The 22,545-nt window shown below is 65.1% G+C and carries 23 protein-coding genes; 9 read left to right on the forward strand and 14 right to left on the reverse strand.

Annotated elements, in window-relative coordinates; genetic code table 11:
- Nucleotides 1–107: 107 nt before the first annotated feature.
- Together GGC64_RS25080 and GGC64_RS25085 are read left to right on the forward strand one after the other, a co-directional pair.
- Complete coding sequence (locus GGC64_RS25080; protein WP_370582315.1) at nt 108–1,376, forward strand: PP2C family protein-serine/threonine phosphatase; 1,269 nt, start codon at nt 108–110, stop codon at nt 1,374–1,376.
- Nucleotides 1,364–2,356, forward strand: coding sequence for a B12-binding domain-containing protein (locus GGC64_RS25085; RefSeq protein ID WP_192725305.1), 993 nt, complete (start codon nt 1,364–1,366; stop codon nt 2,354–2,356). Before GGC64_RS25080 ends, GGC64_RS25085 begins: the two co-directional genes overlap by 13 nt.
- Here the strand turns inward: GGC64_RS25085 and GGC64_RS25090 are convergent.
- Nucleotides 2,316–4,325 (reverse strand): MFS transporter, encoded by a 2,010-nt coding sequence (locus GGC64_RS25090; RefSeq protein WP_192725306.1) that lies wholly within the window; start codon nt 4,323–4,325, stop codon nt 2,316–2,318. The two genes, GGC64_RS25085 and GGC64_RS25090, sit on opposite strands and share 41 nt — an antisense overlap.
- 121 nt (nt 4,326–4,446) lie before the next feature.
- Entirely contained in the window at nt 4,447–6,144 is a 1,698-nt protein-coding gene (locus GGC64_RS25095) for a hypothetical protein (protein ID WP_370582316.1), read from the reverse strand.
- A gap of 94 nt (nt 6,145–6,238) precedes the next feature.
- Between GGC64_RS25095 and GGC64_RS25100 the strand changes: the two genes are divergently transcribed.
- Together GGC64_RS25100 and GGC64_RS25105 are read left to right on the forward strand one after the other, a co-directional pair.
- Nucleotides 6,239–7,867, forward strand: a complete 1,629-nt coding sequence (locus GGC64_RS25100; RefSeq protein WP_192725307.1) for a hypothetical protein — start codon at nt 6,239–6,241, stop codon at nt 7,865–7,867.
- 148 nt (nt 7,868–8,015) lie between these two features.
- Nucleotides 8,016–8,471: a nuclear transport factor 2 family protein gene (locus GGC64_RS25105; RefSeq protein WP_192725308.1), complete on the forward strand. Its 456-nt coding sequence runs from the start codon at nt 8,016–8,018 to the stop codon at nt 8,469–8,471.
- Between the two features lie 59 nt (nt 8,472–8,530).
- Here GGC64_RS25105 and GGC64_RS25110 read toward each other — a convergent pair whose 3' ends face one another.
- The 4 genes from GGC64_RS25110 to GGC64_RS25125 form a co-directional block, all read right to left on the reverse strand.
- A complete protein-coding gene (locus tag GGC64_RS25110) occupies nt 8,531–8,860 on the reverse strand; it encodes a hypothetical protein (RefSeq protein WP_192725309.1) in 330 nt (109 codons plus the stop codon).
- 494 nt (nt 8,861–9,354) lie between these two features.
- A complete protein-coding gene (locus GGC64_RS25115; protein ID WP_192725310.1) occupies nt 9,355–10,017 on the reverse strand; it encodes a GNAT family N-acetyltransferase in 663 nt (220 codons plus the stop codon).
- Between the two features lie 54 nt (nt 10,018–10,071).
- Entirely contained in the window at nt 10,072–10,590 is a 519-nt protein-coding gene (locus tag GGC64_RS25120) for a DUF5994 family protein (RefSeq protein ID WP_192725311.1), read from the reverse strand.
- A 542-nt stretch (nt 10,591–11,132) separates the two neighbouring features.
- Nucleotides 11,133–12,341, reverse strand: coding sequence for a fatty acid desaturase (locus tag GGC64_RS25125; protein ID WP_192725312.1), 1,209 nt, complete (start codon nt 12,339–12,341; stop codon nt 11,133–11,135).
- A gap of 213 nt (nt 12,342–12,554) precedes the next feature.
- Between GGC64_RS25125 and GGC64_RS25130 the strand changes: the two genes are divergently transcribed.
- Entirely contained in the window at nt 12,555–12,692 is a 138-nt protein-coding gene (locus GGC64_RS25130; RefSeq protein WP_192725313.1) for a hypothetical protein, read from the forward strand.
- The gene (locus GGC64_RS25135) at nt 12,676–13,863 is read left to right on the forward strand and encodes a N(5)-(carboxyethyl)ornithine synthase (protein WP_192725314.1); all 1,188 of its coding nucleotides are present in this window, start codon (nt 12,676–12,678) and stop codon (nt 13,861–13,863) included. Before GGC64_RS25130 ends, GGC64_RS25135 begins: the two co-directional genes overlap by 17 nt.
- 75 nt (nt 13,864–13,938) lie before the next feature.
- Here the strand turns inward: GGC64_RS25135 and GGC64_RS25140 are convergent, their stop codons facing one another.
- The 8 genes from GGC64_RS25140 to GGC64_RS25175 form a co-directional block, all read right to left on the reverse strand.
- Nucleotides 13,939–14,274 carry a hypothetical protein gene (locus GGC64_RS25140; protein WP_370582317.1) on the reverse strand — a complete coding sequence of 112 codons (336 nt, stop codon included), beginning with the start codon at nt 14,272–14,274 and terminating at the stop codon, nt 13,939–13,941.
- Nucleotides 14,275–14,330: 56 nt separating this feature from the next.
- Complete coding sequence (locus tag GGC64_RS25145; protein WP_192725315.1) at nt 14,331–14,489, reverse strand: DUF6307 family protein; 159 nt, start codon at nt 14,487–14,489, stop codon at nt 14,331–14,333.
- A gap of 52 nt (nt 14,490–14,541) precedes the next feature.
- Entirely contained in the window at nt 14,542–16,065 is a 1,524-nt protein-coding gene (locus tag GGC64_RS25150; RefSeq protein ID WP_192725316.1) for a glycoside hydrolase family 130 protein, read from the reverse strand.
- Nucleotides 16,062–17,087 carry a glycosyltransferase gene (locus GGC64_RS25155; RefSeq protein ID WP_192725317.1) on the reverse strand — a complete coding sequence of 342 codons (1,026 nt, stop codon included), beginning with the start codon at nt 17,085–17,087 and terminating at the stop codon, nt 16,062–16,064. The genes GGC64_RS25150 and GGC64_RS25155 overlap by 4 nt, the downstream gene beginning before the upstream one ends.
- A complete protein-coding gene (locus GGC64_RS25160; protein ID WP_370582377.1) occupies nt 17,084–18,184 on the reverse strand; it encodes a glycosyltransferase in 1,101 nt (366 codons plus the stop codon). Before GGC64_RS25160 ends, GGC64_RS25155 begins: the two co-directional genes overlap by 4 nt.
- Before the next feature lie 406 nt (nt 18,185–18,590).
- A complete protein-coding gene (locus GGC64_RS25165) occupies nt 18,591–18,785 on the reverse strand; it encodes a hypothetical protein (protein ID WP_192725319.1) in 195 nt (64 codons plus the stop codon).
- Entirely contained in the window at nt 18,782–19,303 is a 522-nt protein-coding gene (locus GGC64_RS25170) for a DUF5994 family protein (protein WP_192725320.1), read from the reverse strand. Before GGC64_RS25170 ends, GGC64_RS25165 begins: the two co-directional genes overlap by 4 nt.
- Before the next feature lie 308 nt (nt 19,304–19,611).
- Nucleotides 19,612–19,815 (reverse strand): cold-shock protein, encoded by a 204-nt coding sequence (locus GGC64_RS25175; RefSeq protein ID WP_192725321.1) that lies wholly within the window; start codon nt 19,813–19,815, stop codon nt 19,612–19,614.
- A gap of 236 nt (nt 19,816–20,051) precedes the next feature.
- On the opposite strand from GGC64_RS25175, the gene GGC64_RS25180 reads away from it, so the two are divergent.
- The 3 genes from GGC64_RS25180 to GGC64_RS25190 all read left to right on the forward strand — a co-directional run bounded on the left by GGC64_RS25180 (nt 20,052) and on the right by GGC64_RS25190 (nt 22,507).
- Entirely contained in the window at nt 20,052–20,534 is a 483-nt protein-coding gene (locus GGC64_RS25180; RefSeq protein WP_370582318.1) for a DUF5994 family protein, read from the forward strand.
- 55 nt (nt 20,535–20,589) lie between these two features.
- Nucleotides 20,590–21,300, forward strand: coding sequence for a M15 family metallopeptidase (locus GGC64_RS25185; RefSeq protein ID WP_225952462.1), 711 nt, complete (start codon nt 20,590–20,592; stop codon nt 21,298–21,300).
- Between the two features lie 118 nt (nt 21,301–21,418).
- The gene (locus tag GGC64_RS25190; RefSeq protein ID WP_192725322.1) at nt 21,419–22,507 is read left to right on the forward strand and encodes a hypothetical protein; all 1,089 of its coding nucleotides are present in this window, start codon (nt 21,419–21,421) and stop codon (nt 22,505–22,507) included.
- Nucleotides 22,508–22,545 lie beyond the last annotated feature (38 nt).

Consider the following 22,545-nt stretch of genomic DNA (forward strand, 5'->3'; position numbering starts at 1 on the left):
GGTAGCCTAGATACTGAGGTTGAGTTGCCAGCCTTCTCTTACGGATCTCCGCGGAGCTGACGATTTCGCTCCTCATCCGATTCCCGCACGGGAGAAGGTCGGTTTTTGTGTCGTTAACGCCCACTGGCAGCCACGCTCCTCTGCAGGTCAGCGCCGTTCGCACCCGTGAACAACTGGCCGAAGCGGTCACCGTCGACTTGAGCGGCTCGCTCAACGTCCGCCGCACCGCACTGAAGCTGATCGACTTGATCCAACCCGGGTTCGCCGACTGGGCGATGGTGGTCGTGCCCGACAGCACCTCCGGTGAACTCGTCATGGTGGGCGACGCCGAGCCCGGTGGGGTCGTCGTCACCCGCGCCCGCCTGGATGGGCTGCCACTGAGTCGCATCCTTGCCACCGGCCAGACCGAACAGATCGAGGGAAGTGAACTCTCGGGACTGGTCCCCGTCGATCCGTTCCTTCGATCAGCCATGGCGCTGGCGCCCGCTGAGGCCCTGGGTTTCGGGCTGACCGCGCGTGGCGCCACGTTCGGTGTGCTGGTGCTGCTGCGCCGGGCGAACTTCGGCTTCAACGCAGACGACATCGCCTTCGCCCAACGCATCGCCGCTCGGGCGTCGTTCGCGCTGGATTCCGCACGCCTCTACGAAGAACGAGCCGGTGTCGCGTCGACCCTGCAGCGCCATCTGCGTCCGCCCGCACTGCCCGACATCGCAGGTGTCCGGCTGGCGGCCCGATACCGTCCGGCCGCCGAGCATTTCGACATCGGTGGCGACTTCTATGACGTCACCGGCCGTGACGACGACTGGCTCGTCGTGCTCGGTGACGTCTGCGGTAAAGGTATCGAGGCGGCGGCAGTAACCGGGCAGGCCCGCCAAAGTATCTGCACTGCAGCATATTTCGACCACGATCCAGCCGCCGTGCTGAGCGCGTTGAACACTGTGTTGCATCGGTCGAGTTCGCCACAATTCGTGACGGTGCTGTGCGCCCGGCTGCGTCCGCACCCCGACGGCACCCACGTCGACGTCGACCTCGCCACCGCCGGGCATCCCGCACCGCTGGTGCTGCGCGCGAACGGCCGCGTGGAGCAGGTCGACGTCTACGGGATGGCTGTCGGCTTGGTCGCGGAAATGCGTTACGGCACCGCGACTCTGCGTCTTGACCGCGGCGACACCATGCTGATGTTCACCGACGGGATCGACGAAGCGCGCGGCGCCACCGGCCAGTACGGCATGGACAGGCTGCATTCGCTGCTGCCCGCGTACGCGGGTGCCGCGCCCGAGGCGGTATGCGAGGCGGTGGAACGCGACGTGATGGAATACCTCGACGGCCGCGCTCACGACGACATGGCGCTTCTCGCGGTCACATGCTCGAGCTAGCCGGTGTGCTGCAACGCTATGAGCAGGCGGTCGCTGACGGTGATCGGCAGGCCGTTGTCGCGCTGACCGAGGAACTGCTCGACAGCCAGTGTGAACCGCTCGACATCCTGATCGGAGTCGTCGCCGCCGCTCAACGCGCTATCGGCGAGCGATGGCAGCGGGGCGAATGGACAGTGGCGCAGGAGCATGCCGCCACCGCAATGGCAACGGCCGCAACGGAAATCGTCGCGGCCCGGATCGCCGAGACGCCGGTCACCCGCGGGCAGATCATCGTCACCTGCGCCGAGCGCGAATGGCATTGGCTGCCAGCCGCGATCATCGACTGTGCGCTGCGCGCCGACGGCTGGCAGACGACGGCGCTCGGACCCGCCACTTCGCCGCTGCGCCTCAGCCAGTACATCCACGACATCGGCCCCGACGCGGTGGCCGTGAGTTGTTCGGTGCTCGGCGCATTACCGACGACGCGACGGTTCATCGAAGCCAGCGCCTCGGCCGGTGTTCCTACCGTCGTCGGCGGAGCGGCTTTCGGGGTCGACGCCCTGCGCGCGCAGGCCCTGGGTTCCACGGCGTGGGCGTCCGACGCTCGCAGCGCCGTCGAAGCCGCCGCCAGTCTGCCCGTCGTGGTGTCTGCGGTGGCTCCCCTGCCCGCGGATGTGGCCGCCGAACAGGCGGCTCTGGAACTAGACCATCTGCGCCTCACCGATCAGGTTGCCCGCCAATGGATTGTGGGAGCGGACCCGGCACTGCGTGCCGTCGCGCGCGATGCGGTGCCACACACGCTGCACGCCGTGTCGGCGGCCCTGCTCACCAACGATCCGCGCACCGTCTCGGAGACGGCGGCATGGCTGGGCACCCTGCTGGCCAACCGCGGCGTCGAATCACCTGTTGCCGTCGAGGACCTGAGCCGCGTGCTTCTCACCGCGTTGATCGACTTTCCGCTCAGCGTCGAGCTGGTTCGAAACCATTTCGCGCTGAACTAGTTTCGGGCGTCACCAAGCGGCCGTTGCTGCCTTCGGGCACGACGAACACCGGCTTGTTGGTGTGCGCGATCACCGCAGACGCCACGCTGCCCTGCAGGTGACCCAGCACTCCGCTGCGCCGGTGCGGGCCAAGCACGATCACGCTCGCGTCGAGGTCGTCGGCGGCAGACACGATGCCCTTCCATGTCGGCGCCGCTTCCACCGCCATGCTCTGCGCCTCGAAACCGGCGCGCTCCGCCACCGATGCCCCGTGCGCGGCCGTCCTCTCGGCGGCCTGCCGTACCTGCGTGGCCTTGTCGGCGTCGAAGTGCGTCGAGTCGGTCGGGGTGAACCCGACGTCGGCGGTCTGCCAGACACAGACGACGACCGCGCATCGGCCCGCCGCGAAGTGATCCGCCGCGTGCTCGATGGCCCGTTGCGCGAGATCGGTTCCGTCGTAGGCGAATACCACCGGACCGGTAGACGTCGGCTGCAGCGCGGGCGGCGGTGCAACGCGACCAACCGGTGCGCCTGCCGACGGCAGACCCCTGACCCGCGCCAGCAGCGGCGGCGAATGCCAGGCAGGCGAATCACCGTCGAGGAACTCGTCGAGGTCCGGTGTCTGAGGTCGTGCACCACTGAGCAGATAGATCATCACGCCGAACACCGCTCCACCGATCGCCAACCCGAAACCGATCCACAGCGTGACGCGCGTGCCCGCATTCAAGTCTCCCGGCAGCGCGTCGGCGATGTGGGCCAGGATCGGTGCCACCATGAATGCGGCTACCGCCCTTAGCAATTCGATGATCGCGAACACCCTCTGCAGGCTCGCCGACTGCAGCGAGAAGCCCGCAACGAACAGCGCAGGCGCCACCGTCGCCCCCAATGCCAGACCGGTCAACCCCGAACCCAGCAGCGCCAGCGGCACATTCGCGGGAAGCGCGAACCAGAACACCACGATTCCCGCGGCCAGCAGCACCATGCCCACCAGCGGCAGGTAGTGCATCGCGCGACGGGTGATGACGAAGCCGAACACCACCGCCATCACGACGGCCCCGCCGAGTTCGGGCAGATACAGCAGACCGACCTCGACCGGGCTGAAGCTCTGCAACAACACGTTGGCCGTCAGCGCTGTCGCGGCAATCGACGCCGCGGCCGCGAACAACGCCACCCCGACACCGGCGACAGGGATGGCACTCGTCACCATCGTGCGGATCGTCAGCAGCGGCCGCTGTGCCTTGAACTGGTAGACGATCAACACCACGATCAGCGCCAGACCACCGAGCATGGGCGCCGTCGCGGCGATGTCGTGTAGACCGTGCGTGGTGAGCTGTGCGGCGCCGACGAACGCCGCCGTACATCCGACCGTCGCCAACGCGATGGCCGTCAAGTCCGTCGGCGCATCGCGATCGGCGGGCGGCGCGTCCTCGAACGTCAACGCCGCCATGACCAACGCCAACAACGCGATCGCGGCGACGATCCAGAACAGCGGCCGCCACGCGTGCGCTTCGGCCTGCGCACCCCCGATGAACGGACCGATCGCGACGGCCCCGAACACGCACATGTTCATGATCACCGCGGTGTTGCGCAGCTTGTCCCTCGGAAAGCCGATGGTCAACGGCGGCGCGGCGGCGATCAGCAGCATGCTCGTCGCCAGTCCCTGCAGCACGTGACCGCCGATGAACATGCCGGCGCTCTGCGCGGACGCGGTCAACACCGATCCGATGACGAGCACCACCGCGTAGCCGAGCAGCATCCGTCGCTGCGGCAGGTGCTGGGCGAACTGGACCGCGAGCACCGTGCCCACTGCATACGCCGCGTTCCCCAACCCCGAGCTCAGGCTCATGGTCTGCGCCGTCATGTGCAGGTCCCTGCAGATGATCGGGACAAGCGGGTCGATCGCCGCCGACAGCGCCAGGTAAGGAATCAAGGCGAGCGTGACCATGGCGGCCACGGCGGGATATCGCCCTGCTAGAGGTCCCTGCCGCATCAGCGCTGCCCGAGGACGGCTGACGACAAGGACGCGGGGTTCGCTACTGGTCTGGGCACGTGCTCCGGAAACCCAGATGCGCGAGTTTCTATTCCCCGTCCAGCAGATTCACAGGAACGAACTACGGCGAGAGCGGGATCGTCGTCACCGGCGCCGAGCCGGAACCTCCACTGCCGCTTGATGATCCGCCACCGCTCGACGGCGCCTCGATCACCGGAGCAGGCGCCGGCTTCTCGATCACCGGAGCCGGCGCCGGTGCCGGCGCGGGCTCCGGCGCCACGGCCGGCGGAACGTACGCGGGCGCTGCCGGCGGGACGTATGCGGGCGCCTGCGACACCGGCGACTCGGGCTGCGGCGCAACCGTCACCGGTGGCGCGGTCTTCTCGATGACCGGAGGCGGCGCCTCCGACGACGTGGTGGTTGTCGTCGTCTGTGTGGTCGTGGTCGTCGGGGTCGTGGTGGTCGTCGTCGGTGTGGTCGTCGTTGTCGTCGGCGTCGTCGTGGTGGTCGTCGGCGTCGACGTCACCGTCGTCGTGAACGTCGGCGGCGGGAACTGGTTGAACGGCGGGAACGGGATCACCGGCGGAATCGGGACCACCGGCACCTCCGGCGCAGGACCGTCCGCGGGAGGCGGTGGCTGCGGGGCCGGAGCCTCCGGCGCGACGCTGTTCGGCCCGCGGTTGATCCCCACACTCGGGGCCGGGGCCGGGGCCGCGGGCGCAGGCGACACCACCGCGACCGGTAGCGCCACCGGATCCGGTTCGTGCGGCACCTGCGGCAGGAAGCGCCCCGGCACGGTCTCCGGCTGAATGGCCTGCACCGGCTGTGCCTGCACGTCTGCCGCAGGCCGGATCGTCACCGCGACCGAAACCGCCAGCGTCGCGAACGCCACCACCACGAACGCCAGGGCACTGCCCATGAGCACTGTTCTCGGCGGCGGAGGCGCGATCATCGCCGTATACGCCTCTTCGTCCTCCAGCTCCGGGACGAACTCCTCGAGCTGTTCAAAGGGCAGCTCGTACTCGCCGGGCTCCTCCTGTGAGTACGCCAGCTGCGGCCCAACTGCCGCGGAATCCGCCGACGGCGCCATCTGCGTCGCCTCCGCGGCCGCGGGCGCCATCAACGTCGCATCGCTGACCGCCGACGCCATCAACGTCGCCTCCGCGGCGGCCGGCGCCATCATCGTCGCGGCCCCAGCCGGATAGCCGGACTCCTGCGCCGTGTCCGCCGCACCGCGCGCGATCGCATAGCTCGCATCGGGCGGCACCTCCAGCGGCGCCGTCGAACTCAATTCTGCTGCAATGGAATTCAAGTCCAGCCGCTGACCAACCAGCATGATCCGGGTGACCTCGGGGCCAGGCACGCTCTGCAACACCGCCGCGCATGCGACCGCGGCCCCCGCCGCGCCGATCGGCACCGACGCCAACACCGACTTCGACTCCTCGTCCTCACCGACCACCGTCAGCGACACGGTGTCGTCGTCGGCCAGCAACAACGCGGCGTCCGCGCCCATCTGCCGGGCCAGCGCCGCGGCCGCCTCGGCCTCGCCGACCGCTTCGACGTTCGGCACTCCCGCGCTCACGACGGTCTGCCGCAGCGTCTCGGCGGCGGCCGGGTCGGGCAGGCACAGTCGCGTCGCAGCCACCCGGTTGCCCGAGTCGGCCACCTCGCGATAGGTGCCCACGATGGTCTCGGCCAGGTCGGTCATCGCATCGTCGGGCAGGTCCAGCGCGTACTGGTCGAACACCTGACCACCTGCGCCGACCATCGCCAGGCGCGCCACCCGTCCGGTGACCGCTACCCCGACGACTACATCCACGACTCCACCCTTTCACAACGTTGCTTGTGCCCGAGAGCAAAAATGAGCACCCTAAGTGGCGACCCCTCGCGCCACTCAGAGAGGAAATCGCCACGTGAGCGACTCGCGTTACGACGCGCCGGCCACCGTCGCGGTGCCAACTACCGCCGCGCCCGCCGTCGCCCGGTCGCCCCGCGTCGGCTATGTGCCCGCCCGCACCAACATCATGCGCGACGGCATGGCGGTCGGCCTGCTCGTCCTGGCGCTGCTCCTGCCGTGGAGCCTCGTCTTCGGCCTCGGCGTCCCCGGCAGCGATGGCCTGCTCTTCGGCCTCGTCGTCGTGGTCACGCTGCTGGCACTGGCCGCTGCGTTGGCGCCACACTTCGGGCCGCTGCGGCTGAACGGCCCGCAGCCCGACGTTCGACGCACCAGCCTCATCCGGTTGCTGCTGAGCCTGCCCTACGCGATAGTCGCCATCTGCTTTGTGGGCTACCACCTTGTGCAGACGGTTCGCGACGGCGGAACCGGCTTGGTGCCGCCTGGTGTGGGGCCTGGTTTGATCGTCGGTATCGGCGGCGCGATGCTGGCCGCACAGCCGCCGATCACCAGTATCACTATCGAGGACAACCGTTTTCGACGTTGGTACGCGGTCGCCCGGCTGCTCGGTGCGGTGTCGATTGCGCTCGCGACTCTCGCGGTTGCGTTCAACGTCTATTGGCGATTGCGCTACCTATTCGTGACGGATGTCGACTTGGGCGGTCAGGATGCCGCCGTCATCATCACGACGCTGCTCTACGGCGCGGAGGCGATGATCGCGTTGGTCATCGCGTCACGCTGGCTCATCGAGAAATCCGCCGCCGCACGACTGTCCACAACCGCGCTTGGCGCTTCGGCTGCGTTCGCCGCCACTCTGGTGTGGATCCTGCCCGTTGGCCGCGATATCGACGCCTTTCACGGCATCGCACAGAACACGTCGACGGCCGCCGTCGGCTACGAGGGCTACCTGTTCTGGGCCGCGGCCGCGGCGATCGTCGCCCCGACGACGCTGTACGCCGTCTTCCTGATCAAGCCGCCGACCCTGGGCGCCTACCGCTCTGCTGCGCAGAAATGTCTGACCCTCATCGCGTTCTGGGCATTCGCCGCGGCCGCATTGCGGGTCGTCGACTACCTGATCGCGTTATCGCTGGATCTGCCGCGTGCCCTGTTCGACAGCGCTGCGATGACGGCGTTCAACCTTGTCGCCGGCGTGATTGCGACGTGGCTGCATCGCCAACTCGGCAAGGGCGACCCGGCGCCGACCGTGATCGCGGCCTTCAGCGGGGTCTTGTTCGTCTTCACGGTCGCGAATCTGGCCATCGGTCTCGCGCTTGCCCCGCGTTACGCCGCGTCAGCGCCCGACGCGATCTACGGCAACAACCTGGCCCAGCAGATCACCAGCACGTTCGACGTGGTGATCTGTGCGCTGAGCCTGACCGTGCTGATTGCCATGCTGTTCACCGGTCCGCTGGCCGCGTATCTGGGGCGTCGACGCGAGACACCGGTCGCATCGGCACCGCCGCCACCGCCGCCCACCGCTGAGCCGACCGCGCCGCCCACGATCGCGCGGCACCCACAAGCGTCGAGCATGCCGAGAATCGCTCGGATCAAAGAAGATTCGACGACCGTGCTCGAGGCGCCCGCGACGGAGCAGATCTCTCCTGCGACCGCCACGCTGCGGATCAAGCGCCGCGAACCGGAGAACTAGTCACTGCATTCGCAGTCGCACAGGCGCTCGCCGAAGGTCGCTGGCCGCGACCTCAGCGTGAACCGGGAAGACGGCTTCTGCGACGCAGCGCGTTGGCGACTTACTACATTTGCGAGAATCGCTCGATCTGCAAAGTCAGGACTCAACCGTGCCCACAGCTGCTGAACAACTTCGGAACGACCCCCACATCGACACGATCCAGCGGTACTACCGTGCCTGCACTGCGGGCGACGTAGACGGTGTGGTCGCGTGCTGCACTGCTGATGTCACCCAGTACATGCTCGAGCCGGGAGCAGCCCCGGTGCATGGTGCCGAGCACCTTGGGCGGTTCTGGCGAAAGACCGTGCGCATCATCAGTGCCGAATGGAATGTCGAACACGCAATTGCCTGCGACGACGAGGCCGTCATCGAGTGGAGCATGCGCTGGACCTCGACCCAGGACGGCCAACGCTACATCGTGCACGGCGCGGAGTGGTACGTGTTCAAAGGTGGGTTGATCTCCGAGATTCGCGCTTACTACCGGCACCGTTCGCCCGAAGACACCGGGCTCGACGGCTTCCCATACGCCGAGCGAGGCTACAGCGTGATCAATCGAACTAGCTAACACGCGCTGCCCTCATCGAATCAGCCAAAAAGTCGCCTTCGCAGTCCGCGGCGTTCGGGCTATCCTTCGCCGCCGAGTTCGGATTCGTCCCGCTCGTTCTCGGCGGTGTCCTGAGCCACCGGGGCGTCATCAAGCCAGTCTCGGACGTCGACGCCGAGGCGGTCGGCTGACAGTTGGGCGAAGTCGACGGCCAGTACCGCCATCGCAGCCAAGACTTTCAAAGCCCTTCCGCTGCGGTGGATCTCGGACATCACCGCACTGAGTGCCTGATTGTCATCGGCCGATAGTGCCCTGAGGTATCGGCGAGCGTCGGCGAATTCACGGTCGACGTGGGCCGCTTTCCTGCGGAAGTCGTCCGGTGACGGCAGATCCTGGGGCGTCTCGGTCATTGTTTCTCTCTCGCGCCTAGCCGTTGGGGCAGGGCGCGGGAATCCACATCGCCCAGCACATACCCGGAGGCGGAGGCAGCCCGGGAGGCGCGGGGGCCGGAGGAGCTTGAGGGGGCGGAGGATTGGGACCCTCATAGATGCCTTGGCCCTGGTTGGCGTCCTCGGGGGCGACATGCCAGTAGGTGTGGCACACGTTCGTGTCCCAGGTCACCGGGTTGTAAATGTGATTCTGGGTCAAGTGGAAAAGGGAATCCCCTGGGCACCAGTGATTTGGGCCGTAGCACATGCCATTGACCCGCGTGGGCGGCGAACAATCGTCGTCTGCGTTGGCGATTCCCGCTCCAAGACCGACCAGCCCACCCGACACCAACAAAGCGGTTGCAAGCCCCACAGTTAGTCGCTTCATCGTTCTCCCTTTCACGATGCCGACCGTCGCCGGTCACGCGGAGCCTGCGACTGACGCCTTGGAGAATTCTTGGTGCGCAGTTCAACCCCTATCCGGTAGCGCCAGGTGCGCGAACAACCATGTGCACACCGGGGAAATAGCCCGCCATCTCCGACCGCGCCTTGCGCAGCGCCGCAGTACCGTAACCGTGCTGTCGGTGCTCCGGATGAATCCACACCCGAACGTTCACCTCGCCGTCGACCAGCTCGCCGAACACCATTCCGACTGTCTGCGTTCCGTTTTCGGCGACCAGCCACACCGCGTCCTCGGCGTCGATCCGCCCCAGCGCCGAGCGGATCTCGTCATCGAGACTTCCGGCAGGGCTGCCGGAGCCGTCGCCCGCGGCACCGATATCGGTCGTCCGCGCCCCGAAGAGGTCCCGGTCCGTCTTGCTGGAGAACGGCCGCAGTACAAGGTGCTGGCCGGAGCTCTCTGGCCGCTCGATCAGCGTGAAGGTGAGCTGGCTGTTGAGGTCGTCGAGTTCGGCGGCGATCCGTTGACGCGAGTCCTTGGTCAGTCGATGCAGCGGCATCCCCACCACCGCCTCGGCGCCCAACGGCGTGATGCCGAGCAGCGTTGCAACCGCATCCACGGCCGCGGCCCGATTCTCGGCGTCCACGATCGCGTCGAGCACCTCATGGCGACGGTCAAGCGCGGCGATCAGGGCATCGGTGATCTCGCGGCGCGAGGCGGCGCGGTCGTGGTCGGCCATGGCGTCAAGCGTAGACCGGAGCGGTAAACCCCGTTGTGCTCGCGACATTTCCGGTCAGCTTGCAAACCTACGGACACGCCTGCGAAATGTCGGGTGGTAACAGGTGTTCGGGCCTTGTTGTTCCTGCGCGCCGATCCCGAGCAGGTTGCCGACCATCGACGTGTCATTGGGTGCGGCCGCGGTCATCATCGCCTCGTGGGCAAGATCGGAGTCGGTATACGGCGGTACCACCAGTAGAACAATCCTGCCACCGGTGAGGCCGAGTACTTCGATCGTGTTTGTCGGCTGCCGAAGGTATCCATCGAGCCGTACCAGTCGCCCGCCCGTGTCCAACTTCGGGGCGGAATCCGACCACTCATTGAGGTTGTAGAGCACGCGGTCAATGCGCCCGAGCCGAACCGACAGCACCGCCAGCAGATCTGGGAGCTCCGCGGCGAGGTCGCCGCTGCGGGGCCACCATGCCCCGTCGACATGCCCACTGTGGGGCGCCTTGGGCTTCAGGCGCAGTCGTGGCGTGTGATCGGGCGGTGCGGATCGTTGTTCGGTCTCGGTGCGAACTTGTCTCAGCGTCATTGTGACGCTCCTGTCTTGACCGCGAACCGGCCAGATCCTTCAAATCGACGACGACACAACCTTGAACGGTCGCATGACGAAGTACCGGCGATCTGTCTTCAGTCTACCTTGGCTGTCCAGCTCTGCGCCGTAACAATCTAGATCGTTGGGACACAGCCGATTTCATCGACCGCCCGGTCCGTCGGCGCTGTTGACAAAGACCTCAATCGAGCGTGTACTGGGGGCCTACCAGCAGATATGAGACCTTGAATGCTTGTCATCCACATTGCCGACCGGGCGACGCGGTGAAGTCCCTCGTATCGCGGCTACTGCGAACGGATCTGTGGCCCGCCGCGAGTCGCGCGGCCGATGCCCGCCGGGCTGTCGCCCGTCATCTCCGCAAGCTGGCGTTCATCGATCGAGATCACGACACCAGGCTCGAACATCAGGCGCGAGCCGACTCGTCGGATCAATCTTAAGGACGAGCATGCTCAGCAACACAATCGTTTTGATACTTGTCACCGCATTGGCGGTGTTGGCACTCGCGGGCGTGCTCGTCTGGGTCACTTATAAGACGCGCCCGCCTGTAACGCCGACCGTAGACCTCTTATCGGTAAAACCGACCGACTAGCCGGCGTGGCGCCGGTGGCGAATTTGCGTTCCGACGCAGTTTCCGGTGCGTCGTCAGATGTGGCCCGCAGAAACTCGTCGGGCAGCGCGAGTTTGTGGATGGTCCGCAGCGTCAAAAGGTATTGGCGCGCAAGCGAACCGGTGGTGTAAGGCAGATCGTACTTGTCGCAAAGCGCCCGCACCCGCGCAGCGATCTCGGCGTAGCGGTTGCTCGGAAGGTCTGGGTACAGGTGGTGCTCGATCTGGTAGCACAAGTTGCCGCTCGAGAACGCCAGCAGCGGGCCGGCTTTGAAGTTCGCGGCACCGAGCATCTGCCGCAGGTACCACTCGGCTCGACTTTCATTTTCGAGTACATCGGGAGTGAATTTCTCTGCGCCATCCGGGAAATGCCCGCAGAAGATCACCACGTACGCCCAGAGGTTCCGCAGAAGGTTTGCCGAGGCGTTTGCGGCAAGCGTTCTTCGCCAGCGAGAACGGCTCAGCGCCGGGATCAGCACGTAGTCCTTGACCGCTTGGCGGGTGATCTTTCCCATCAGCGCCGCCCTTGCGCTGGCCACCTTCTGGGCATCTTCGGCCGCCCGATCGCGCTCCGAGTGGACACCGTGAAGCGCGATGCCCCACTCGAAAACAATTGCCAACAAAAGATTTCGAAGCGGCTGTATCAAGTGAGAAACTTGCCACGGCTCGTCACGGGTCACGCGTATCACGCCGAAGCCGAGGTCGTCGTCCACACCGACCACATTGCTGAACACGTGGTGGCGATAGTTGTGCGAATACCTCCACTGCGACGAGACCGCGACCATGTCCCACTCCCACGTGCTCGAGTGAATCTCGGGATCGTTCATCCAATCCCATTGGCCGTGGCTGACATTGTGACCGATTTCCATGTTCTCGACGCTTTTGGCGAATGCCAGCGACGCGGTCCCCAGCAGCCAGCCGGCGCGTGTCTTGCTGCAGCCGATCAGCAGGCGCGCCGCGACGTCGAGGGTCCTTTGGAACCTGATGGTTCGCCGGATATAGGCCGCATCCCTTTCACCGAGTGACTCCTCGATGTCGCGGCGGATGGTATCCAGTTCGTACCCGAGGGCCGTAACATCCGCCTCACTTAGATGCGTGTACGCAGCGATGTCCGCAATTGCCAAGAGTGGTCCGTCCGATGGTGATGGGTGGGCTCGTGTGAGAACCCGCGGATTGCGGACCACCGGCCGAGATCGAGACGACGGCAGCGCGTCGGCGTGTCTTCAGTGTACGTGCTGTCGACGCGGTAAACCAACGTTGTGCGCCAACATCAAATGGCAACCGAGTAACGTCAGGGTTATCGGGACCAACCAGGCCCCATGATCAAGGGGTCAGCGATGTCTGATAAATCTCCCCGACATGCCGAGAGCAAGAAGTCCGGAAAATCGTTGAAAGAGAAGAGAGCCGCCAAGCACGCCAAGCTGCTGGCTCGGACCTCGGCGACCGAGGCATTGCTTCATGCCAAGAAGCGCTGAGGCGCAATCGCTTTCGGTAGGCGTGCTAGCTCGTTCGCGTAAGCCGGACGAGCGGAGACTGCCGATTCACCCGGCTCATTTCGTCAGGATCGACGAGCAGGTTCGGCAGCAGATCTTCCTCGAGCACGGCTATGGCGCGGAGTTCGGCGCCACGGATGACGCGCTGGCCGGACTGGTCGGCGGCATCAGGACGCGGGAACAACTCATCGCCGACTGCGAGGTCATTCTGTTGCCCAAGGTCCAGGCCGAGGACTTGGCAGAACTCAATGTGGGACAAATCGTCTGGGGCTGGCCGCACTGCGTGCAGGACACCGCCCTGACCCAGATTGCGATCGACCGACGGCTGACGCTCATCGCCTTCGAGGCGATGAATCACTGGCAGGCCGACGGGGGATTCGGGCTGCACGTCTTTCACAAGAACAACGAGCTCGCCGGGTACTGCTCCGTACTGCACGCCATGCAACTAGCCGGGATCACCGGCAGCTACGGCCGGCGTCTGCGGGCATCGGTCATCGGGTTCGGGGCTACGGCCAGAGGCGCGGTCACCGCGTTGAACGCCCACGGCGTGGACGATGTGCGCGTGCTGACCAACCGCGAGGTGGCCGCCGTCGGTTCGCCGATCCCGTCCACACAGATTGTCCAGATGGGGCAGGACGAGGACGCGCCCGGCCGGACCTGGGCGGATACCCCGGATGACGGCGTGATGCCGGTGGCCCGATTTCTCGCCGACAACGACATCGTCGTCAATTGCGTATTGCAGGATCCCGCGGCGCCACTGATCTTCGTCACCGAGGATGAGTTGGACGCTTTCGCTCCGGGGAGTCTGATCGTCGACGTCTCCTGCGACGTGGGTATGGGCTTCAGCTGGGCGCACCCGACCTCGTTCACCCACCCGGTCGTCGAGGTGGCCAATGGTGTGCATTACTACGCCGTCGACCACAGCCCGTCATACCTGTGGAACTCGGCCACCTGGGAGATCAGCGAGGCGTTGTTGCCACACCTCGAGACGATCCTTGCCGGTCCGGCGATGTGGAAGTCCAGCTCGACGATTTCCCGGGCCATCGAGATCCGCGACGGTGTCGTTCTCAATCCCACCATCCTGAAGTTTCAGCACCGAGGCGATGCCTACCCGCACGCTGTCGTCGCGCAGGGAACCGGGGACGCGCAATAACGCGACGACTCCGCTACTGTGCGCCGCCTTCAGATCCCAGATCGACTGTGCTGCAAGCATTTCCCGCCAGCGCCGCTATGTGCCCGCAGTGGCGGGCGGCTGGCCGAACGCCGATTCCGTCGCACGCCGCAGCCGGCGGTTGTTCATCGGTTCGCGCGCCGACTTCTGGTGTTCGAGTTGTCGAATCAGCTCGCGCTTGGCGTCATTGAGGGCGCGGGTGATGTCTGGGTTCTCGGCAACGGCGATCAGCTGCGGAAGGCCCGGCAGCGTGGTGCGCAGTGTGACGCGCTGCTCCTTGCCGCCGCGGTCCTGCAGGGTGACTTCTACGTCCACGTCGCGCGAATCCCACCTTCCCAGATGGGACGTGAGTGTGGACAACGCCTCCACCACGTGCGGACGTTCCTTTGCCACGAACCCCGCCCCGACGTGAATCACGTTTTCGCGAGGGGTGATTCGTTGTTTGGCGTTCAGCGCATCTTCTCGGGGATTGAGTTCAGCGCGTGCAGGACGTGCACAGCGAGTTCGCCTGCCGCCTTGTCCCCAAGTTTCGAATGAGCGGTGATGGTGTCCCTGACCAGTTCGACACGTAGGTCGTAAGGCGTCCGGAACGAAATTGGCGAAGTCATCGAATTTCCTTTACAAGCAGGCATGTTCGCTCACGATTGAGCTGCCCGATAACTACGACCTTACGCCCTTTTCCGTAGCGGTGTACTCCTTCGACGAGTCCGCGTCAAGCGCCGCCAGCAAGTCGCTCAGCGGCACGGTCGCGACTCCGATTGCGGCGTCGCCGATGCCGTATGGCAGCACCAGTGTTCCGGCATGCACGAGCGCACCGCACGAGTAGACGACATTGGGGACGTAGCCGTCCTGCTCGTCGGCAGCGGGACTCAACAGCGGGTCGCGGAGCTGACCGACGATCCGCGTCGGATCCTCGAGATCGAGCAGCATCGCCCCGATTCGATAGGTGCGCATCGGGCCGACGCCGTGCGTGAGCACCAGCCACCCGGCCTCGGTTTCGACGGGCGGGCCGCAGTTTCCCAGTTGCAGCGCCTCCCACGCTCGCGTGGGCTGCTGGCATGGAACGGACTCGGCCCACTCGAACGGATGATCCGAGAACGCAATCGAATTCGACTCGCGGTCTGATCGGGACATCGCGGCGAATCGACCGTTGATGCGGCGTGGAAACAGAGCCAGACCCTTGTTGGCCGCGGCATGGCCGACCATCGGCGTGGACGTGAAGGTGCGGAAGTCCGAGGTCTCCAGCAGTTGCTGGCTGATGTGGGTTCCGCTGTAGGCGGTGTAGCTGGCATAGAACGTGACAGAGCCGTCGTCGTCGACAAACCGGACGAATCGGGCGTCCTCCATGCCGGTGGCTTCTGCGTTCATCGCAGGCCACAGGATGCGCTCTGGCAGCGAGATGTCAGCGGCGAATTCGACGCCGTAGGTCCGTTCTGCGATGGCCCGTATCAGCGAAATCGTCTCGGCAGCGTGGCGACGCGTGCGCCGGTGGGTTTGAAGATTGTCGAGTTGCTCGTCGAGGTCGGATCTTGTGAACCGATCGCCGAGCGCATCGAGCACGTAATCGGCGGCCTCACCGGCCCCACGCAACCGACGCAGCTCACTTCGCATCACCGCACCGTCCAACAACGTTGGCACCACGACTCCGGCGCTGGCGAGCGGACCCGGGTCGTCGATTGTCACGTCACCTGTCTCGTCGACAACGCCTGTGCGGAATCCGATTGACGAACGATGACCCTCGCCAATGCCCCGCACGCTCATCACGAATCGCAGACTGCCCGAGGCGACCCCGGTCTGGTCGGGGTGAGCGACCATGCTGGGGTTGCACAAAGCCGCACCCTCGATCGCATACTCACTCGTGAATACCGCACCCAGCAACAACATTCGTGCGTCGGAAAGGTCAACGGAAGGGTCCAGTCGATCGGCCACTTCACGGGCGTGCCTGCGGCAGGTGCCTGCCAGATCGCGATGACGCCCGTCAAAGCGGATGACCACTTCGTTCAGCGACGCACGCACCTCGTCCTCGTCGAGGGCCAAGATGCGTGCCAGTACTGCGCCCGTTCGCGAGTCCTGGTGCTCGAAACCCTCCTGTCCTGGTACGAACAGTCGGGTGATCACTCTGGACCGGTCAGCGGCAAGCCGATGCGGGCTACGCGTGACCAAGCCGGCATCTACGGAAGTCATTGCAGCACAGTCGATAAACGTTGCGCCTGCTGTAAAGTCGAGATCACCGCCAGGGTCGACTCCGCGCCCTGATTGGTGTTCACCCGGTCGGCGTGCAGTCCGTCGTATCCACCACCGGTGTGCGGGTCCCACATCGGCTCGGCGATGTCGTTGTCGCCCATGAACCAGGCCGCCGCGGCAATGACCCCGTCGCCCCAGATCTGGTTGGTGTCAACGGCGGCGGCACGCGTGCATGCATCGGCAAGCGTGGACACCTCGATGGGCTGTTGGTCGAAGCCGGGCTTGGCGTCCCCTGGGCCTCTGCCCGCGACGGGCGTCGGCGACAGATGGCCGTCTGACGTTTCGATGCCCAGCAGCCAGGCCAGCAGATCCAGGCCCCGCTGGCACAGCGCCGAGTCATCGAGCGCGGCACCCGCGGCGATCATCGCCTCGGGGATGACACCGTTCGCGTATGTGAGCCGTGGCTCGGGCCAGGGCCACGCCGCGTCGTCGTTCGCATCGGGCACCGTGGCGGCATAGTCGGCGATCAGCGAGCGAGCAGCTTGGTGCTCGGGGTCGAAGGCGAGGACTTCGGCTGCGCCCAACACTGCGAACGCCATCGCCCGTGGCCATACCGACCTCGCCTGCGCGGCGCGCTCGAACTGCATGATGGCCGTCTGGCGGGCCCAGGCGACATTGCTGTGCGCGGCCGCGGTGCCCAGACCCCAGACACAGCGCCCCCAGGCATCTTCCAGTGCGGGCTCGTCGAGCCACTTGCCCGCGCTGTCCAATCGGTTGCGACAGGCACCAGTGAGCGCCTGTGCGTCGTTCAGGAATCGCAGCGCTACTCCGGCCAGACCGTTCAGTGCGCGGTCGGTCCCGTGGTCTCGGGTCGCAACGACAAGGACGCGCGCCACGTCGTCGGTGCAGTAGCCGTGCTCACGCAGCGGCTCGGCGAGCCGGGCGTGCTCAAATGTGCCTCGCTCGTCCGTCAGCCGCAGCAGGTGGCTGAATACCGGCTCAGGGTATGTCGTCGCAGTCATACTCTTGCCCGCCGTTGCGCGAGGAGCTGGTGCGCCACCGTCACATAGGCATTCGCGACGACCGGCCAGGCCATCTCGGGTGCCAGTCGGCGAGCCTCGGCCGCCATGTCGCCGGCCAACCGCGGCTGGGTCAGCACCCGGCGCAACGCGGAGGCCAGCGCATCCGGATCGTCGTGCGGGACGACGATGCCTGCCCCACTGGCAAGCAGTTCCACGGCGTGCGGGAACGCGGTGGCCACGACGGGCCTGCCGCTGGCAATGGCGTCGACCAGAACACCGGAGGTGACCTGATCGGTCGAGTCGTAGGGCAGGACGACGACTGCCGCAGTCTGGATGAGTGCGCTCAGCGTCGCTACGTTCCGGTATCCGGTATCGAAGTGCACCGAATCCGCGACGCCGCTTCTGCGCGCCTGTTCCATCCGCGCGTCGCGGTATGCCTCGCCATCGGCGGCCAGCACCTTCGGATGCGTTCGGCCCGCGACCAAGTACCGTGGCCGGCCCGGCAGATCACTGAGCGACCCCATCGCCTCGATCACCCGCTCGACGCCCTTGCCGGGACCCATCAGACCCCACGTCAACAGCATTGGTCGACCGCCCCTGATGCCTGAGGCATTCGCCGGGACGGTCGCACCATGCGGGATGGTGGTGACTTTGCGGTGGTCGATGTCAAAGCCACTACGTAACCGCTCGTTGGCCGCGTCGGACATCACGACGATCTGATCCGCCCGGGCCGCAACTGCTTCGAGGACCGAACGTTGGTGTCGCGTAGGGTCTTTCAGGACAGTGTGGGCGATCACGATGGATGGGACGCGTAGCCCGTCGATGACGTCCACCACTTCGTCTCCGTCGGCACCTCCATAGATGCCGTACTCATGCTGGATGACCGCAACGTCGGTCTGGTTCAGCAACTCGGAGCATGCCGCCACCGATCTTGGTGACCCGTTGACCATTTCTCCGATGACCCGGGCGCTCTCCGAGCGCGGTCCGTCGGAGAGTCGCACGACGCTGACCTCGGCGCCATTGGCACTCAATCCCCTTGCCAGCGCGGCGGAGAATGTCGCCAGCCCGCACGGCGTCGGCGGGTATGTACTCAATATTCCGAAACTTGGCGTGCCCGGAAAGCCTTGATAACCAACGGAAAACGTCGACAAAGAAGGAGTAAAAAGGGTGGTCAAGGTGATCCCAACTGGTGGTTGTCACCGGCATATCCGGCGTGAGCGATTGCTCCTTGCGGTCAGCGGCAACGCGGCTGACTCATCCCGGACTGGCTGGGTTCCCAACTACTTCGACGATACACCCACGGTCATTGGCCTGATCCCGACGCCTTGGCAGCCGAAGCTTTTTCGGCGTCGCTGTCGGAAAAGACAGGAGCTTGAACAGGTTCCGAATCGTGCTCGGCCTTCGACGCGGCCTCGGGCACGTATGGATGCGAAAACAGGTCAGTGGATTGCATAAAGTTTGTCCTCAAATTGGTTGTGTGCAAAGGTTTGTCAGCGACGATCATCATCCCCAGAAACGCTTTTTCGACCTCTTCTGAGTTCCTTCGACGTCGGTCCAATCCCCTTGCGCGTAGCTGTGTGGATGTTTGGCGCCGGTACGAACGACGTCGAGCGTGCCGTCGTGATTCTTGACGTAGGCATCACCGGACCGCATGTACTCGTCGGTTCCGCCGTCGGGCAGCGTCACTATGACTGTCATGGTCGGAGCCTCCGTACCCGCCGACGAAATGTCGAACGGTGATAGTCGTCAGCAGCTTCGCCTCCGCTATGCGCGCCGATCGCGAGCAAGTCGCCCACGGTGGTCACATCGCTCGGAGCCGCCGCGGTCATCATCGCGTCGTGCGCGATGTCTGGATCGGTGTGCGGAGGCACCACCAGCAGCAAGATCTTCTCGCGGCCGAGTCCCACCACCTGGAGGGTGTTGGCCGGCTGTAGCCGGTAGCCGTCCAGTCGCACCGCTCGCCCGCCGGTTGTCAGTCGCTTCGGCATCTGCGCCCATTCGGCCAGGTTGTAGAGCACGCGATCGATGGTGCCCAGCCGCACCGAAAGCACCGCCAGCAGATCCGGCAGCTCAGCGGCGAGGTCGTCGGTCTGGGGCCACCACGCGCCGTCGACATGCCCGGATACCGGCGCCTTCGGCTTCAACCGCAACCGCGGGGTCTGCTCTGGTCCTGGGTGTTGGCCGTCCGAATCGGACCGGCCTTCGTGTCGTGTCATACGACACTCCCGTCTTGACCGCGAAACGGCCAATTCACTCGACTCGGCGACGACGCGATCTCAAACGGTCGCGCACGACATACCACCGAATCTATGCATCACGTCAAGAACGGACGTCGATGCCGACTCCCAATAAGAGTCTTGGTGAGTCAATGTTTCTGACTGTGTAGCACGTCAGTTATCGGCGATGAATGCAGCCGATATACCCCTACGGTACGCCTATCCCGCCTGATCTGGATAGGTAACTCCCCCAAACGCATTGTGGGCTGGCGGAAAACGACCCACCAGCCCACATTGATTAGACGTTGTTAGACGGCTGTCACTCCGACTGCCTGCGGGCCCCTGGCCCCCTGCTCGATATTGAACTCGACTCTCTGGTTCTCCTCGAGCGATTTGAACCCGCTGCCCTGGATCTCCGAGTAGTGGACGAACACATCGTTGGCGCCGCCGTCAGGAGCGATGAAGCCGAAGCCCTTATCGCCGTTAAACCACTTCACAGTTCCCTGTGTCATACTTTTTCAACTTCTCTCATTCTGAACGAATGCCGACAGGCATCCACCCTCAGCGTAGCACGGATAGCTGGATAAACCTCTTCGATTGTGCTGCAACGGTTTTCGCGCTCGTTATGAGTTGGAAGCCGGATGCAGCGTCGGAACACCATGGGTGTAGCCTGAGTCCAACTGAAGGAAGCTGCCGTGGATCAAACCATCTTGTACATCAAATTTCCTGCGCGCCAAGCAGTCTCAGCGTGACCAGCGTCCTAGACGGACGGCGCCTGCGCAGCCCGGTTCGGTTCACGCTGACATCGATGCTCGGCAGCGGCCTGGACGGGGCATGGTGGCCTCACTCGGTCTCGCTCGCTCGCGAGCTGTCGGACTTGACTGACGCTCTGCGCGAACCGCTTGGCGACGTCGTCGATATCGGCGTCAACTGGTCGCCGCTGCAAGGTGTCGCCGATCTCGACTTGCTCAATCGCCGCGGCGTCCCGGCAATGCCCGGCGAGGACAGTCGTCATCTGCGCGTCATGACCATCACCGGTAGTCGCGCCAAGGCACAACTGCTCGTCGTGCCATGCGGAACGAGTATGGCTCTGGCGGTCATGGTGCTGCGCCAAGCCGCCGATCTGCCCGTCATGGATGCGCACCAGCACACCACGGCGTTCCAAACGGCCGACGCGATTGTTCAGGCCGCCCGTGCTCAGCAACGATGTGAACCCGCCAACGCAGGCTAGGCTTGTCGTATCTGTACCAGTCAAATGAAACCGCCGATGGCAGCGGGTTTTTCAGTTGAGACGACGCGGTGAGGCCTCGTCGCGAGTCAGCGCCCGGCGGATCGCGGCGCTGACACTGGCCGGTGCAGTTCTCGTGCAATGCGCCTCAGAGCCGGCGCCATCGCCTCCGTCGCAAACGGCGCAGGCACCGTCCGCCACCACGCCACCGCCGGCCGCTGCTCCCATTCAGCCCGTCACCGCCGCCGAACTCGGCCCCAGCTTGCGACCCGGCTGCCCGATCGATCCGCGGCGGCTGCGCCGCGTCGAAGTCGACTACCTCGGCTTCGACGGACAAGCGCACCGGGGTGCCCTGATCGTCAACGAAGACCTCGCGGCCGACGTGGTCGCGATCTTCGGGCAGCTGCTCGCATTGCACTATCCGATCGACAAGATCCGCACCGTCGACAACTACCCCGACGCCGACGACGAACTGTCGATGGAGGACAACAACACCTCGGCCTTCAACTGCCGCGACATTCCCGGTACCGGCCACTGGTCCCAGCACGCATTCGGCCGTGCCATCGACCTCAACCCGTTGCTCAACCCCGAGATCGATCGAACCGGCGCGATCCAACCCAAGACCGCCGCGCCGTACGTCGACCGCAACCGCACCGACCCCGGAATCCTGCACGCAGGAGACCCTGTCGTTCGTATCTTCACCGATCGCGGCTGGCGCTGGGGCGGTGACTGGACAACTCCCGTCGACTATCAGCACTTCGAGCGCTGATCTCCCAGCAAATAAACCATAGGGAAACACCCGATACGTCTGCATGGGTCTGGCTCTACCGTCGTTGACAGGGCGACAGTCCGCTCACTGATCAACAACAATCTTGCAAGGCTCTCCCATGGTCTATCCGCACTATCCCGATCCGCACCAAGACGCCGTCCCCTGGCCCAGCGGCTACGACGATCAAGATCACTTACGTCCCAAGCGAAGTCCGCTGCTTGTCGGATCGATCGCGGGAGTCGTCACCGTTCTCGTGCTGGCCGTCGGGATACTCCTTGGTCTTCAGTTCAGCCGGTCCCCTCAACAACAACCGCTTACTTCCAGCCCGTCGCCTTCTGCCGGCGCCAGCGCGAACGGTGGAATGACTCCGACGCAGTCTGAGCCGACCGAGCAACGGCGCCCGGAAGACACCGCTCGCCTGGACCGGTCGACGTATGCTTCGCTCAGCGCACGCGAGTTCGCGCTGATGGCCAAGGACCCCGACTCGTGGATCGGTCGCAAGGTCGTCGTCTACGGTGTTGTGACGCAGTTCGACGCTGCGACCGGCCCGACAACGTTTCGCGCGGCCACCGGACCCGCCCCCGCGGACAGTCGCAGTGACTACGACCAGAACACCCTTGTCACCGCGCACGACGCCGGCATGGTTGCCAACATCGTCGAAAACGACGTCGTGACCATGTACGGCGTGGTTTCCGGAGCCGTCACATATGACACGCAAATCGGCGGAAAGACCACAGTGCCATCGCTTTTGGTCAACATCATCGAACCGACGGCACTCACCGCGCAGCCACATACCGAACAGCCACTCCCGGCGCCGGCGCCGACCGACCAGTCCGCAGGCCAATTGCGCTCCATCGCGGCGAGCGATCAGCCCTACGTACTCAGCGAGCTTGCCGATCGCTGGGTGCCGCAGTTGAGTTCCAAACGCGTCGGTCTCGTCGCAGAGGGACAGACGTGGACCAACGCGTCGATCCTGGCCGAGCACCAACAGCTTCGCCAGACCTACTCCAACGTTCGACTGCTGTGGTCGGCCGACTGGTCAACGTTCTCGGGTTCAGAATTCTGGGTGACAATCGTGGATTCCGGGTTTGCGACCGCCGATGAGGCGTTGGCGTGGTGCAGGAGCAACGGATTCGACCGCGACCATTGCTTCGCCAAGCTGATCAGCACGACTCATCCCGTCGAAGGCAGCACGGCCTACAGCTAGTAACCACGCGTTTCGGCACTGTCATCATTTGTTGACAC

The organism is Mycobacterium sp. OAS707, assembly GCF_014873705.1.
Lineage (GTDB): Bacteria > Actinomycetota > Actinomycetes > Mycobacteriales > Mycobacteriaceae > Mycobacterium.